Here is a 14,061-nt window from a genome sequence, read left to right on the forward strand (position 1 = left end):
ATTTTAGGAATTTTTTAAATAAATTTATATCAACATCTCTAATAAATATTTCTTTAAAATATTTTCTTAGTTTTATTTTTAATTCTTTTTTCGTTCCTATGATTTGACTAAAATCATTTGAAGAAAGTATTCTTTTAACTTTGTTTTTTGTTTATAATTTCCTGAATTGTAAATATAAATGGGACAGTTTTTTAAAATAATTGTATTAAATCTATTGGTCTTTTATAAGATAGTGATTTTCTGGGTGTAGAATTAATTTGAAATGCTATAGTATTTAAATCTTTTTGTTTATATGAAGATAGATCTGTAGATTTTGGTAAATATCTTCTTAAAATACCATTATTATTTTCATTTAAACCTCTTTGACAAGGTTTACCAGGATCTGCAAAATAAATCTTAACATTACAATTTTTTTCGATTAATTTTCATTTACTAAATTCTTTACCACGATCAAAAGTAATAGTTTTAACTGTTCCTTTTTGTAACTTTGAAATAAATTTTATTATACTTTTTGTAATATTTTCTGATTTATTATTTTTAGTTGCTAAAGGAATTGTGGTTTTTGATCATATATCAGCTAAAGTAATAATAGAACTTTTATGATCTTTACCAATGATAGTATCACCTTCTAAATGACCAAATTCTTCTATATTTTTAATATTAGGAATGATTAAATTTCTTTCATGAATAGACTTACAATTATTAATTCTGCCCCTAGTTTCTTTTTGTTTGTGAGGTTTATTTTTTCCTTTTCTCAATAAGTTATTTTCATCAAAACCCATTCGATTTGTTTTAAACATGTTATATAAAGTTTTTGTTGAAATACTTTTTATTTTATTTTCCTTTAAAAAATTAGCAATTATATCAAGAGCATAATTTTTAGTAATTAACAAATGATTAATAGTATTAATTTCTATTAAAGTTAAAATTATTAATTTTCTACCTGCATTTTGTTTATTTTTTTGAATTTTATTCAATATTTCTAATGGTAATAAGTTTTGATTTAATAATCTACAAACTCTATGTACAGTTGATTTACTATAATCAATGGCTTTTGCTATTTTACGAATCGAAAATCCATAACTTTTATATTCTTTTATTGCTATTATTGATTCAATAGTCAGATACTTATACATTGTGCTAATTCCTTTCTTTTCTTAATTATAGAATTAACACAATTTAATTTTTATATAAGTGTCCTTTTTAATTTTACAATTCAGGTTTAATAAAAATTTTATTAGTAAAAACATTAAAAGTAATATGAAAAAAATAAGTAAAGCGATACTTGAAATATAAGCTATTCAATTAAATATTTTAGTTGTAGTCAATTTGCTTTTCCTTAGTTTTATCCATAAAATGTTAAACATAATAACATAAAAAATATATAACTTTTATATTTACAATTTGGGGTATTAGTTTAAAAAAATAAAAAGATTTAGTATTATAATTTTTTAATTAAATGAGGCTTTTTAGAAATCTGTGTATCTTTGTTTTACAAAGTACTAGTTCAGATTAATTCTGTCTTCAAATTTTATCATAAAATGAGCAATTGCTGTATTTCAATTTTGAATAGGCAATGTTCATTTTTTTGTTATATTTTCAATTGCTAAATAAAATATTTTAAAAACTGACATATCATTAGGAAAAGCTTTTTTGTTTCTAATAACTTTTCGTAATTGACTATTAACAGATTCAATAGCATTTGTTGTATAAATTACTCTTTTGATTTCTGCAGGATAACTAATAAAAATCATCAAATTTTCTCAATTTTTATATCAAGATTTAGCAATTTGGGGATATTGTTTATTTCATTTACTTTCAAATGATTCTAAAGCTTGCATTGCTTGTTCTTCACTACATGCACTATAAATTGGTTTTAAATCTGTAACTAGAGTTTTTCGATGTTTGTATGAAACATATTTTAAACTATTTCGAATTTGATGAACAATGCATAATTGATGTTCTGTTTTAGGATAAACTGCTTGTATTGCTTCTGACATGCCTGTTAAATTATCACTACAAGCAATCAAAATATCATTTAAGCCTCGATTTTTCATTTCTGTGAAATTAGCTAATCAAAATTTAGCACCTTCATTTTCACTAATTCATAAGCCTAAAACATCTTTTTTACCTTCTAAATCAACTCCTAATGCTATATAAACTGATTTATTAATAATCCGTTTATCTTGTCGAACTTTAACTACTATACAATCAAAATAAACAATCGGATAAATGCTTTCTAATGGTCGATTTTGTCATGTTTTGACATCATCAATAACATCATCAGTAATTTGACTAATAACACTTTCACTAATATCAGCACCATGATATAACTCTTGTAACTGCATTCTAATGTCAGATAGAGTCATACCTTTTGCATATAGTGAAAGCACTTGTTGATCAAAACCATCAAATCTTCGCTGTCTTTTTGCAACTATTACAGGAGTAAAATCACTATTGCGATCTCTTGGTACATCAATCTCAATTTTACCTTGTTGAGTTATTAATTTTTTTGAACTTGTACCATTACGAGCATTTTCAGTATTACTATGTTGATTTTTTTCATATCCTAAATAATTTTGCATTTCAGAATTCAACATTTTTTCAACTAAACGTTTTGTTAATTCTTTATATAAACCCCCTTCTTTAAAAACTGTTGTTAAATCTTCAGTATTTTCTAATAATAAATCTACTGCTTTTGATATTGGATCATTATTATTAATATTTTGTTTTTTAGCCATCTGTAACTCACTCTTTCTAGTCATTTAATTATATTTACTAGAATTAATTAAACATAGTTATTTTTGTAAGTTACACAGATTACTAAACATTGCCAATTAAATAGTTACTTGTTTTCTGTTAGTTATTAATTTTATTTTAGTTTCTTATTAATATTTGTTGAAAATTATTATGATATTAATAATAATATTCCATTTTAATTATATACATATATAATTAAAAAAATCTATTAAAAAGCAGCATAATATAAGAATTTTTAATGTATTTTGTAATAATAAGTGTTCCATTAATTTTTCTGTTTCTAGTTTTTGAAAATTATTCTTATATTGTCTTTCAGCAACATAACCTAAATCTCGTAATACTGTTTCACGATTAGGAGTAAAACTATAATTCATTAAATAACGTTTATTACCAATAATTTTATCTGTTAAAATTTCTTTTCCACTTACTTGACTAATAATTTCTTGTAAGTTTTTTGCTTCTTTAACACCAATTTGTTCTAATTTTTTAGTTTTTTGTGCTAATTTAATAAATTTAGTTGTACGATAACCACGACTAATTTTATTAAGTCCAGCAAATGCAGGAAGTATATAAAAAAAGTATTTAATGGTGTTACATTTCCTTTTAAATAATCATAAACTTGATTAATAGTAAAATCAGTTGTGGCATAAATAGTAAAATTAATAGTACTTGCAATAAAATCACTTGTACCTAATCCAAGGGCTACACTTTCACTTAATCCACCAGTAAAAGGAGCAAGTGCTACTGCTATAACTTGTACACCAATCATTTCTAAAATTTCTCATCAAAAACTTTTATTTTCTTGTTGTTTACTTATTCTAGTATGTTGTGGTTTATTTATGTTTAAAATTATTGCTGTACTAGTTGTACCAATTGGCATGATTAAATTTCCTTAAATTATTTAAGAGTTATTTTAATTGGATTTGTTGAACCTTTATAATTTGGGTCATTTATATTTGCAGTAATAATTACGTATAAATCGCCTGCTTTTTGTTTTTGATTACTTACATTAGTTTTTCCTTGTGCATTAATTACTCTATATACAGTATTAAAATTAATTTCAAACGTATCTCATTCACGATTATTTTTACTTTTACTTATTACTTTTCATATTTCTTTATCTTGTTTTTATCAATATTTGCTTTATTTTCATTAATAGCAAGAACAATTTGTTTAGCAACTGTTTGTAAATCTTCATCATTGATATTTTGTTTTTTATCTATTAAATTATCAACATATTCTTTATTTGTACCATCAGTTTCAAAAGTAGGTGTACCAACATCAATAATACGTTTATCATTTGCACTAATACCTTTATCATCTTTTGAATGAATAAAATTAGGATTATCTTTATCAACTTCTCATAATAATTCACCACCACCAATAGCACTAATAACTTTTTCTTCTTGACCTTCTTTACCATCAACTAACTGTAAACTATCATTACTAAAATATTTAGTAAATAATTCAAGTGTTGTTAAATTATCAAATGATTTTATACCAGTAGTATCAAATCATAATTCAGTTCCAATAATATTTTTAGGATATTTTGGATATATTTTAACTCTTTTATCATTTGTTTTTAGATTTAATATTTCTAAATATCTTGTTAAAGGACTATCTTCACCACAATTACTATAAAAATTACTAAAAAAATCATTTCTTTTAGGTAAAACATCTAAATTAAAACCAGTAATATTTTTGGATATTCTTTAATTTTTCTTAAACAATTAAATACTTCTGGAACAATATAATAAGGTTCATTAGGATTATTTTCACTATAAGTCATTCCACCTTGACTAATACTTGATTGACCACGAATATAATTACTATCTTTTGTTAATAAAAATCTAACATAATATGCAATTGCAGTTTGTATTTCATCAGTAAATTCTTTTAATTATGTAGAAAAGTATGGATGACCAAAAATTATTCATCAATTTACACTTAAAATATTATTTTTAATTAAAAATTTGTTAAAAGTAACATTATTTAGTGTAAAAATTCTCTAAAAATAACACTTTATCATGTATCATTACTTTTCTACAAAATTAAAGGTAAATTCTGTTAATGTAGTTTCTGGTCATTTTTTAGAAATAGAATGTCCACTTAAATAATCAATATTATTACTTGCAACTGAAATAACAAATCAAATTTCATTATCTGGTGTTGTAGTATCATCAAATTCTAATTTATTAAAACCTTTTCAATTTTTAAATTCTTCAATTGTAATAAACATTAATGGGTCTTTAATAGCCATAATAATTTACTCCTTAATGTAAAATAAAGGGTATTTAAAACCTTTAAATTCCAACCTTAGTTGCTTTTTTCTTATCTTTTTCTGATAATTGTTTACGCTTTCTCTTGGGAGGTTCCAAAGGGCGCATCACTTTAACCCTTAGATTCATAATTGGATAACAAAGAACGATATAACTATCGTTCTTTTTTTGTTAAAAGATTAAAACTTCATAAAACTGTCGTAGAAGTCTAATAGTGAGTACTTTATGTAAATACTTCTATATCAGAATAAAAGAGCATTTAATGTTAAGCAAGTTAAAATGTTACACTGTATCGCTTAATATAATTATAGATTAATTTGAATAGCCTTATTATGGCTCAGTAAAGAACCCATTAATCTAATTAACAATTACATTTGTATTATTTAAGAAAATAGGGGGTTTTTTATATATATACATACTCTATCAAATATATATTAACATATTAAAGTTAAAGAAGGAAAAAATATGAAACATAATTTTAAAGAACAAAGATATTTTTGTAGTTATTGTGAAAAATTTAGAATGAAACATTTATTTTATTTTAAAAATATATTTTTACAAGATAAAAATAATAAAGTTATTTGTATTTATTGTTGAAAATTAGGATTACATTTAAAAGAAATTTGATATGAAAAAGAAGAAAGGAAATATTAAAAATGGAAGAAGAAAAAGAAAATGAAAAATTACAAAATAAATTATTAAAAGAACAAATTGAATTAATTGAAGAGCAAAAAGAATTTTATAAAAAATCATGAAAAAGTAGAATTATATTTTTAACAATTGGAATTATTATTATGATTTTAACATTAATAATTATTGCTTCTAAACATTAATTGAAAGGATTAATATTTATGGAATATAGAGAATATAGAATGATTGGTTCTTGTGATAAATGTAGAAAACAATCTTCTTTTGGTAATAGATTATGTAATAAATGTTTTTGATTATTAATAGGTAGAAATAAATATGAGTAAATTAATTTTTAAAAAAGAAACTCATCAATATTTTTTAGAAGATAAAGAATTAATATCAGTTTCTAGAATTATTGATAATTATTTAGGATTTGGTTATAGTCATATAGCATCAGAAGTATTAAAAAATGCTTCAGTTCGTGGTAAATGAGTTCATAAACTTAATGAATTATATTTACAAAATATTAATGAAGAAAATATTATTAATAATTTATTAAAAAAATTAAAACCAGTAACTAATAATATAAATTATTCTTATTGTAAAAAATCACTTATGTTTTTAAAAGAAAAATTTAAAGATAAAAATAATTATGAATTTATTATAGAAAAACCTATTAATGATAATGTAATTGCTGGAACACCAGATTTAGTTTATTTAAATAAAAAAGAAAATAAATATTATTTAGTAGATTATAAAACTTATGCTTGTATTGATGAAGATAAATTACAAAGAATTAAATTACAATTAACTGCTTATTATTGAATGATTAAAAGTGGGCAAATCGGCATTGATATATCAGATAAAACTTATGTTTATTTAACTAATAAAAATAATCAACAAGAAATAGAAATTGAAATAACCAATGAATTATTAATTGAATGATTTAATGCAAAAACAAAATATTTTAAAGGAGAAAATAAAAATGGAATATAAATTGGAATATTGTAAAAATAAAAAATGTAATTTTAATGAATTATTAGTTAAAAATCTTAATGCTAGAATTGAATTTTTAGAATATCAAATTGAAGAAATTAATTTAAGTCAAATAAATGTATGAGAATTAGATGTGTTAAGAGGTCAAATTAAAGAATTAAATATTTTAAAAAATAATATTAAAGAATGATTAAGAAGAAATAAAAATGATTAATGAGAAAACAATTAAAGAAAAAACTATTTATTCTTGTAATTCAATTGAATTTGATAAATTACCTAAAAAATTAGATAGTAATCTAAATAATTGAATTGAGATTAATAGTCATTTAATAGTTAATCCTAGTAAAAATATTGAAGTACATTTAGATAATAGATTTAAAACAATTAAAAAATGATAGGAGTAACTTATGGATAAATCAATTTTAATTTTATTAAAACATATAGGAAAAATTAATAAAAAATTAGATGAAATTTTAAAAATATTAAATGATGAAAAAATAATTTGAGATGAAGATGAAATTGAAAAAGGAGAATCAACTAATGAGTAATAATAAAAATGAATTAAAAATTCCTAATTTTATTAAAAGTAATAAAGAAGAATATGTAAAATTTAGAAATTATTATGAAATGATTATAAATTCTAGTAAAGATTTAAAAAATATGAATACTCAAAGTTTAATTAATGCATTAATTAATTTATATAAGTTAAATCTTTCAATTAATCCTATTAAAAAAGAATTAGCATTAATACCTTATGGTGATGAATTACAAGTTCAAATTCAAGAAGATGGTTGATTAACATTATTACAAAGAACTGGATTAGTAATTGATTTTCAAAGAGAAAAAATAACATCAGCACATAAATTTAATCAAGAAAATAATAAATGAGAAATTAATCCAGCATTAATTTTTGAAAGAAAAACAATTAATACTATTGGTTATTATTGTTATATTTTACTTTTAGAACCTGTTTAGAATCTTTTTAATAAAACTGAAATAAATGAAAGAACAACCATTTGTAAACTAGTATTTAGTTTTCTTTCGCAATTTTTTCATAATCTTCTGTATTTTTCTAATCAAGCAAAGCTTCGTTCTACAATTCATCTTTTTGGTAATACTACAAAAGTATGTAATTCATTACGTTTTATCACTTCAACATTTGCATTTATGATTGTTTTGATTTCAGAAGCAAATTTTTCACCAGTATAACCAGCATCTACTATTATTTTTTGAACTGCAGAAAGATTTTCTTTTTCATTTTCAATCATTATTATAGCGCTATTACGATCTGTTTTTTCTTTTAATTATGTAGAAAAGTATGGATGACCAAAAATTATTCATCAATTTACACTTAAAATATTATTTTTAATTAAAAATTTGTTAAAAGTAACATTATTTAGTGTAAAAATTCTCTAAAAATAACACTTTATCATGTATCATTACTTTTCTACAAAATTAAAGGTTTTTTCTGCTGTGGTTATGTAAATTGCATGTGGTAAACCTTGAGAATCAACAACAATATGACGTTTTATGCCTGAAATCTTTTTACCAGCATCATAACCTTTATTTTCAGTAGTATCTGTATTTTTAACACTTTGCGAATCAATTATACAAAAACTAGTTTGTTCTTTGCGATTATTATTGATACGAACTTTTTTAACTAATTTTTTTTAAAATTAATTGCAATACACTAGGTTCTTTACCATTATTTTTACTTCAAATTTGAAAATAATAATATACAGTTTGTCATTTTGGAAAATTTTTTGGTAGCATTCTTCATTGACAACCACTTTTTAATACATATAAAATTGCACAAAATACTTCATATAAATCTAAACTTCTTGGTTTTGTTTTCTTTTTGCTATTTTCTAAAATTGATTTTATGTTCTCAAATTGTTCTTTGGTGACATGACTTGGATAATTTTTATGCATATATACCTCTTATTTTAAAATATATAATCATTTTACATTATTTTCGAAAAGATTCTAAACAGGTTCTTAGATAAAAATGGTAAAATTAATAATTTTTATAAAGGAATGACTGTTGAAGAAATTAATCAACATAAAGATAAATATGGAAAAACTTATAATAAAAAAAGTCAAGAATGAAAATTAAATCATATATGAACTTCTGCATTTGACCAAATGGCTTTAAAAACAGTAGTTAAAGCATTAATTCGTGAAATTAATAAAACACCAATTATAGTATTAAATAATCAAGATGATATTAATTTGGCACTTCAATTAGACCAAGGTGTAGTAATTGATGAAGAAACTATTGCATATAAGGATAATACTGGTGATGAAGTTAAAATTATTAATTCAAATAATAATATTGATAATACTGATATAAATTCTATTTTATCTAAATTAAAAGAATTAGAAAAAGAAGAAGAAATTATAGAAAATTTTGAAGTTTAGTGAAAGGTAAATTCATTATGAATAAAGAAAAATTAAATAATTATTTCCTGAATTGTAAAATTAAAAAGGACACTTATATAAAAATTAAATTGTGTTAATTCTATAATTAAGAAAAGAAAGGAATTAGCACAATGTATAAGTATCTGACTATTGAATCAATAATAGCAATAAAAGAATATAAAAGTTATGGATTTTCGATTCGTAAAATAGCAAAAGCCATTGATTATAGTAAATCAACTGTACATAGAGTTTGTAGATTATTAAATCAAAACTTATTACCATTAGAAATATTGAATAAAATTCAAAAAAATAAACAAAATGCAGGTAGAAAATTAATAATTTTAACTTTAATAGAAATTAATACTATTAATCATTTGTTAATTACTAAAAATTATGCTCTTGATATAATTGCTAATTTTTTAAAGGAAAATAAAATAAAAAGTATTTCAACAAAAACTTTATATAACATGTTTAAAACAAATCGAATGGGTTTTGATGAAAATAACTTATTGAGAAAAGGAAAAAATAAACCTCACAAACAAAAAGAAACTAGGGGCAGAATTAATAATTGTAAGTCTATTCATGAAAGAAATTTAATCATTCCTAATATTAAAAATATAGAAGAATTTGGTCATTTAGAGGGTGATACTATCATTGGTAAAGATCATAAAAGTTCTATTATTACTTTAGCTGATATATGATCAAAAACCACAATTCCTTTAGCAACTAAAAATAATAAATCAGAAAATATTACAAAAAGTATAATAAAATTTATTTCAAAGTTACAAAAAGGAACAGTTAAAACTATTACTTTTGATCGTGGTAAAGAATTTAGTAAATGAAAATTAATCGAAAAAAATTGTAATGTTAAGATTTATTTTGCAGATCCTGGTAAACCTTGTCAAAGAGGTTTAAATGAAAATAATAATGGTATTTTAAGAAGATATTTACCAAAATCTACAGATCTATCTTCATATAAACAAAAAGATTTAAATACTATAGCATTTCAAATTAATTCTACACCCAGAAAATCACTATCTTATAAAAGACCAATAGATTTAATACAATTATTTTAAAAAACTGTCCCATTTTTATTTACAATTCAGGTTTAATAAATGAGATTAATAAATATTATAAATTACCAATAGAAGAAGCATTAAAAAATTATAATTTATCAGCACAACATACTTTAAAAATAATTTATGAAAAAATTAAAAATGGTGAATTTGATAATGACTAAACAAGATATTTTAGAAATAATAGATAAATTAAAAGAATTAAAAAATTTAGTTGGAATAACTATCAATATAAATATTGATGATATTAATATTGAAAATAATTAATATTTAGGCATTTGACATATATCCTTTCTAACTCCTATTCCCTATTTTTTATTCTTGCTTAAAATATGTCAATGTAAGTCCTAAATTTTATATCTATACAGAACGAAACTATAGAATTATTAAAAATTTGGATAACATTATAATTCTATAGTCCACCGTTTATTACGGTGCTGATGAGTTCATAAAAGGATGTGAAATAATGAGAAATATTAGAACTGAATGATTTTATAATGATAAAAGTCCAAAAGAAATAAAATGTCCAACAGTAAGTTTATTAAAAAATAAAGAAGATGCTTTATGTTATTTATTAGCATTAAATTTATATCCAAAATTATATCCACAAGATATTTTTTATTCATGAATATTAGAAAATAATCAAACTGGATATTTAATTATAGTTGGTAATAATAGAGATACTATTGGAAATATGCAATTTAAATTTATAAAAGAAAGTTAATCATGAATAATATGGAGTTATTAATATATTTAACAGAAGATTATAAAGAATGTAATTTTTATAACAATTATTTAATTTATAAACTTATGAACATTATTATAAAAGGAGAATAGAAAATGCCAAATACAGAAACTACAAATTCAAATTATACTTTATTAAAATTAATAAGAACGGGAATATCACCATTATCAGCAATGATAGGTATAAGTTCATATTATGGACATTTATTAAATTATCCAATATTAGGAAGTATTAATGCTTTATTTTTTAGTAAAAAATTAGGAATTGATATTTGAAATATTAATCAACATCCAACACTTAAAAATAAATTAATTAATATATTTAAAAAAATAACAATTGGTTTAAGTACAACTTTTATAACAAATTATATTAAATGAAACGAAAATAATATTAATCCTATTATTCCAACAACACCAATTCCTACAACTACTGTTGACCCATTTCCACCAGATTTATTATTTAATATTAATACTAATAATGATAATAATTTCATGGATTGAGATACTTATATTTCATTAAATGCTTTTGCTTTTGCAAATCTTATTAGTGCTTTTACTGAATTAATACCGAATAGATTTGAAAATATAAGAAAGATATGTAATATGGCAACTGGTGGTTGTTTAATTTCAAGTGGTGTTGCAATGGGGATAAATAATGATTTTAATAATGCTTATGCAGTTCCGACAATAGTTGCTGGAGCAAGTGAAATTATTCATAATTTATTACCAATGGAAACTACAAATCATATTCAAGAAATGCAAGAAACAGCATTTAATAATGAAACAAGAAGATTAATAAATGATAATAGATTTACCATTAATAGTGAAACAAGTAGTCAATATGGCGCTAATATGAGTGATGTACTTTTAGATAATGCTTCATTAAATTGAGATTATAATCATATGAGTTTATAAATAAGTAAAAATGCCTTTAATAGGCATTTTTTATTAATAAATACTTTTTACTTCTGTTTGTTTATTAATAGAATTTAATTTACTTTGTAATTTATTAAGAGGCTTTTTAGAAATCTGTGTATCTTTGTTTTACAAAGTACTAGTTCAGATTAATTCTGTCTTCAAATTTTATCATAAAATGAGCAATTGCTGTATTTCAATTTTGAATAGGCAATGTTCATTTTTTTGTTATATTTTCAATTGCTAAATAAAATATTTTAAAAACTGACATATCATTAGGAAAAGCTTTTTTGTTTCTAATAACTTTTCGTAATTGACTATTAACAGATTCAATAGCATTTGTTGTATAAATTACTCTTTTGATTTCTGCAGGATAACTAATAAAAATCATCAAATTTTCTCAATTTTTATATCAAGATTTAGCAATTTGGGGATATTGTTTATTTCATTTACTTTCAAATGATTCTAAAGCTTGCATTGCTTGTTCTTCACTACATGCACTATAAATTGGTTTTAAATCTGTAACTAGAGTTTTTCGATGTTTGTATGAAACATATTTTAAACTATTTCGAATTTGATGAACAATGCATAATTGATGTTCTGTTTTAGGATAAACTGCTTGTATTGCTTCTGACATGCCTGTTAAATTATCACTACAAGCAATCAAAATATCATTTAAGCCTCGATTTTTCATTTCTGTGAAATTAGCTAATCAAAATTTAGCACCTTCATTTTCACTAATTCATAAGCCTAAAACATCTTTTTTACCTTCTAAATCAACTCCTAATGCTATATAAACTGATTTATTAATAATCCGTTTATCTTGTCGAACTTTAACTACTATACAATCAAAATAAACAATCGGATAAACGCTTTCTAATGGTCGATTTTGTCATGTTTTGACATCATCAATAACATCATCAGTAATTTGACTAATAACACTTTCACTAATATCAGCACCATGATATAACTCTTGTAACTGCATTCTAATGTCAGATAGAGTCATACCTTTTGCATATAGTGAAAGCACTTGTTGATCAAAACCATCAAATCTTCGCTGTCTTTTTGCAACTATTACAGGAGTAAAATCACTATTGCGATCTCTTGGTACATCAATCTCAATTTTACCTTGTTGAGTTATTAATTTTTTTGAACTTGTACCATTACGAGCATTTTCAGTATTACTATGTTGATTTTTTTCATATCCTAAATAATTTCTTTAATTTTGTAGAAAAGTAATGATACATGATAAAGTGTTATTTTTAGAGAATTTTTACACTAAATAATGTTACTTTTAACAAATTTTTAATTAAAAATAATATTTTAAGTGTAAATTGATGAATAATTTTTGGTCATCCATACTTTTCTACATAATTAAAAAATAATTTTGCATTTCAGAATTCAACATTTTTTCAACTAAACGTTTTGTTAATTCTTTATATAAACCCCCTTCTTTAAAAACTGTTGTTAAATCTTCAGTATTTTCTAATAATAAATCTACTGCTTTTGATATTGGATCATTATTATTAATATTTTGTTTTTTAGCCATCTGTAACTCACTCTTTCTAGTCATTTAATTATATTTACTAGAATTAATTAAACATAGTTATTTTTGTAAGTTACACAGATTACTAAACATTGCCTTTATTAATTTTATTTTGTTTTTTAAGTGCTTTTTTATTAGGGTCTTTTAATGATTTTCCAAAAGAAATTAAAGCACTTCCTAATTTTACTAATACATAACCACCACTAATACAAGCATTAGCAATAATTATAATTAAACTTGTATCCATTATATTAATCACCACCTTTCTAAAATATTTGATTAATTTTAAATACAATTTTTACAATAACAAAAATAATTAAACCAGCAACAGCAGAAGATAATATAACTCCAATTAAACCTAAAATAATCTTTATAATTTTAAAAATCATAATTTTATTCCTACAATTCTTCTAATTTTCATATATTACCTTTTAAATTACCTTTTCCACTATAAATAGTAATTAATTTCTTTAATTTTGTAGAAAAGTAATGATACATGATAAAGTGTTATTTTTAGAGAATTTTTACACTAAATAATGTTATTTTTAACAAATTTTTAATTAAAAATAATATTTTAAGTGTAAATTGATGAATAATTTTTGGTCATCCATACTTTTCTACATAATTAAAAATTAATTTTGCATGTTGAACTGATAAAATTACTATATTAACACTATCATTAAAGGTTTGTATT

The 14,061-nt window shown here is 22.0% G+C and carries 22 protein-coding genes and 2 pseudogenes; 13 read left to right on the forward strand and 11 right to left on the reverse strand.

From position 1 onward, the window contains the following. Window positions 1-191 precede the first annotated feature (191 nt). From AAHH39_RS03260 to AAHH39_RS03275, 4 genes are all read right to left on the reverse strand, one after another. A complete protein-coding gene (locus tag AAHH39_RS03260; RefSeq protein WP_342217458.1) occupies window positions 192-1,136 on the reverse strand; it encodes an IS30 family transposase in 945 nt (314 codons plus the stop codon). Between the two features lie 366 nt (window positions 1,137-1,502). Further along, window positions 1,503-2,741: an IS256 family transposase gene (locus AAHH39_RS03265; RefSeq protein ID WP_342219300.1), complete on the reverse strand. Its 1,239-nt coding sequence runs from the start codon at window positions 2,739-2,741 to the stop codon at window positions 1,503-1,505. Window positions 2,742-2,939: 198 nt separating this feature from the next. Then, the gene (locus tag AAHH39_RS03270) at window positions 2,940-3,134 is read right to left on the reverse strand and encodes a hypothetical protein (protein ID WP_342218822.1); all 195 of its coding nucleotides are present in this window, start codon (window positions 3,132-3,134) and stop codon (window positions 2,940-2,942) included. Between the two features lie 125 nt (window positions 3,135-3,259). After that, window positions 3,260-3,640, reverse strand: a complete 381-nt coding sequence (locus AAHH39_RS03275; protein ID WP_342218823.1) for a hypothetical protein — start codon at window positions 3,638-3,640, stop codon at window positions 3,260-3,262. 242 nt (window positions 3,641-3,882) lie between these two features. Between AAHH39_RS03275 and AAHH39_RS03280 the strand changes: the two genes are divergently transcribed. After that, entirely contained in the window at window positions 3,883-4,401 is a 519-nt protein-coding gene (locus tag AAHH39_RS03280) for a hypothetical protein (RefSeq protein WP_342218824.1), read from the forward strand. A gap of 394 nt (window positions 4,402-4,795) precedes the next feature. On the opposite strand, the gene AAHH39_RS03285 is transcribed toward AAHH39_RS03280, so the two are convergent. Further along, window positions 4,796-5,020, reverse strand: coding sequence for a hypothetical protein (locus AAHH39_RS03285; protein ID WP_342218825.1), 225 nt, complete (start codon window positions 5,018-5,020; stop codon window positions 4,796-4,798). Between the two features lie 484 nt (window positions 5,021-5,504). Between AAHH39_RS03285 and AAHH39_RS03290 the strand changes: the two genes are divergently transcribed. The 8 genes from AAHH39_RS03290 to AAHH39_RS03325 are packed head-to-tail and all read left to right on the forward strand — an operon-like array spanning window position 5,505 to window position 7,640. Further along, window positions 5,505-5,693: a hypothetical protein gene (locus AAHH39_RS03290; RefSeq protein ID WP_342218826.1), complete on the forward strand. Its 189-nt coding sequence runs from the start codon at window positions 5,505-5,507 to the stop codon at window positions 5,691-5,693. Window positions 5,694-5,695: 2 nt separating this feature from the next. Beyond that, a complete protein-coding gene (locus tag AAHH39_RS03295) occupies window positions 5,696-5,872 on the forward strand; it encodes a hypothetical protein (RefSeq protein ID WP_342217771.1) in 177 nt (58 codons plus the stop codon). Between the two features lie 18 nt (window positions 5,873-5,890). Further along, window positions 5,891-6,013 carry a hypothetical protein gene (locus AAHH39_RS03300; RefSeq protein WP_342217623.1) on the forward strand — a complete coding sequence of 41 codons (123 nt, stop codon included), beginning with the start codon at window positions 5,891-5,893 and terminating at the stop codon, window positions 6,011-6,013. After that, on the forward strand, window positions 6,006-6,665 hold the full coding sequence (locus AAHH39_RS03305; RefSeq protein ID WP_342218827.1) for a PD-(D/E)XK nuclease family protein: 660 nt from the start codon (window positions 6,006-6,008) through the stop codon (window positions 6,663-6,665). Before AAHH39_RS03300 ends, AAHH39_RS03305 begins: the two co-directional genes overlap by 8 nt. Continuing rightward, window positions 6,655-6,879 carry a hypothetical protein gene (locus AAHH39_RS03310; RefSeq protein WP_342218828.1) on the forward strand — a complete coding sequence of 75 codons (225 nt, stop codon included), beginning with the start codon at window positions 6,655-6,657 and terminating at the stop codon, window positions 6,877-6,879. Before AAHH39_RS03305 ends, AAHH39_RS03310 begins: the two co-directional genes overlap by 11 nt. Further along, window positions 6,872-7,063, forward strand: a complete 192-nt coding sequence (locus AAHH39_RS03315) for a hypothetical protein (RefSeq protein ID WP_342218829.1) — start codon at window positions 6,872-6,874, stop codon at window positions 7,061-7,063. The genes AAHH39_RS03310 and AAHH39_RS03315 overlap by 8 nt, the downstream gene beginning before the upstream one ends. A 9-nt stretch (window positions 7,064-7,072) precedes the next feature. Beyond that, window positions 7,073-7,213, forward strand: a complete 141-nt coding sequence (locus AAHH39_RS03320) for a hypothetical protein (protein ID WP_342218830.1) — start codon at window positions 7,073-7,075, stop codon at window positions 7,211-7,213. Further along, window positions 7,206-7,640, forward strand: a complete 435-nt coding sequence (locus AAHH39_RS03325) for a recombinase RecT (RefSeq protein WP_342218831.1) — start codon at window positions 7,206-7,208, stop codon at window positions 7,638-7,640. The genes AAHH39_RS03320 and AAHH39_RS03325 overlap by 8 nt, the downstream gene beginning before the upstream one ends. Here AAHH39_RS03325 and AAHH39_RS03330 read toward each other — a convergent pair. Both AAHH39_RS03330 and AAHH39_RS03335 read right to left on the reverse strand, forming a co-directional pair. Continuing rightward, a complete protein-coding gene (locus AAHH39_RS03330; RefSeq protein ID WP_425288910.1) occupies window positions 7,637-7,933 on the reverse strand; it encodes a transposase in 297 nt (98 codons plus the stop codon). The genes AAHH39_RS03325 and AAHH39_RS03330 overlap by 4 nt on opposite strands. Window positions 7,934-8,125: 192 nt before the next feature. Continuing rightward, window positions 8,126-8,597: pseudogene (locus AAHH39_RS03335) on the reverse strand (IS5 family transposase); the annotation flags it as partial. Between the two features lie 105 nt (window positions 8,598-8,702). Between AAHH39_RS03335 and AAHH39_RS03340 the strand changes: the two are divergent. The 4 genes from AAHH39_RS03340 to AAHH39_RS03355 all read left to right on the forward strand — a co-directional run bounded on the left by AAHH39_RS03340 (window position 8,703) and on the right by AAHH39_RS03355 (window position 11,821). Continuing rightward, the gene (locus AAHH39_RS03340; RefSeq protein WP_342218832.1) at window positions 8,703-9,086 is read left to right on the forward strand and encodes a recombinase RecT; all 384 of its coding nucleotides are present in this window, start codon (window positions 8,703-8,705) and stop codon (window positions 9,084-9,086) included. A gap of 131 nt (window positions 9,087-9,217) precedes the next feature. Then, window positions 9,218-10,162 carry an IS30 family transposase gene (locus tag AAHH39_RS03345; RefSeq protein WP_342217458.1) on the forward strand — a complete coding sequence of 315 codons (945 nt, stop codon included), beginning with the start codon at window positions 9,218-9,220 and terminating at the stop codon, window positions 10,160-10,162. Window positions 10,163-10,628: 466 nt separating this feature from the next. Then, window positions 10,629-10,886, forward strand: coding sequence for a hypothetical protein (locus AAHH39_RS03350; RefSeq protein WP_342217616.1), 258 nt, complete (start codon window positions 10,629-10,631; stop codon window positions 10,884-10,886). Window positions 10,887-11,002: 116 nt separating this feature from the next. Next, complete coding sequence (locus tag AAHH39_RS03355; RefSeq protein ID WP_342218833.1) at window positions 11,003-11,821, forward strand: hypothetical protein; 819 nt, start codon at window positions 11,003-11,005, stop codon at window positions 11,819-11,821. Between the two features lie 139 nt (window positions 11,822-11,960). On the opposite strand, the pseudogene AAHH39_RS03360 reads toward AAHH39_RS03355, so the two are convergent. From AAHH39_RS03360 to AAHH39_RS03375, 4 genes and pseudogenes are all read right to left on the reverse strand, one after another. Further along, a pseudogene (locus AAHH39_RS03360) lies at window positions 11,961-13,037 on the reverse strand (IS256 family transposase); the annotation flags it as partial. Window positions 13,038-13,187: 150 nt separating this feature from the next. Then, window positions 13,188-13,394, reverse strand: a complete 207-nt coding sequence (locus tag AAHH39_RS03365) for a hypothetical protein (RefSeq protein WP_342218834.1) — start codon at window positions 13,392-13,394, stop codon at window positions 13,188-13,190. A gap of 58 nt (window positions 13,395-13,452) precedes the next feature. Then, entirely contained in the window at window positions 13,453-13,614 is a 162-nt protein-coding gene (locus AAHH39_RS03370; RefSeq protein ID WP_342218835.1) for a hypothetical protein, read from the reverse strand. Between the two features lie 19 nt (window positions 13,615-13,633). Beyond that, window positions 13,634-13,756: a hypothetical protein gene (locus AAHH39_RS03375; RefSeq protein ID WP_342217572.1), complete on the reverse strand. Its 123-nt coding sequence runs from the start codon at window positions 13,754-13,756 to the stop codon at window positions 13,634-13,636. Between the last annotated feature and the right edge of the window lie 305 nt (window positions 13,757-14,061).

The sequence above is a fragment of the Spiroplasma endosymbiont of Amphimallon solstitiale genome, assembly GCF_964030965.1.
Classification (GTDB): domain Bacteria; phylum Bacillota_I; class Bacilli_A; order Mycoplasmatales; family VBWQ01; genus Spiroplasma_E.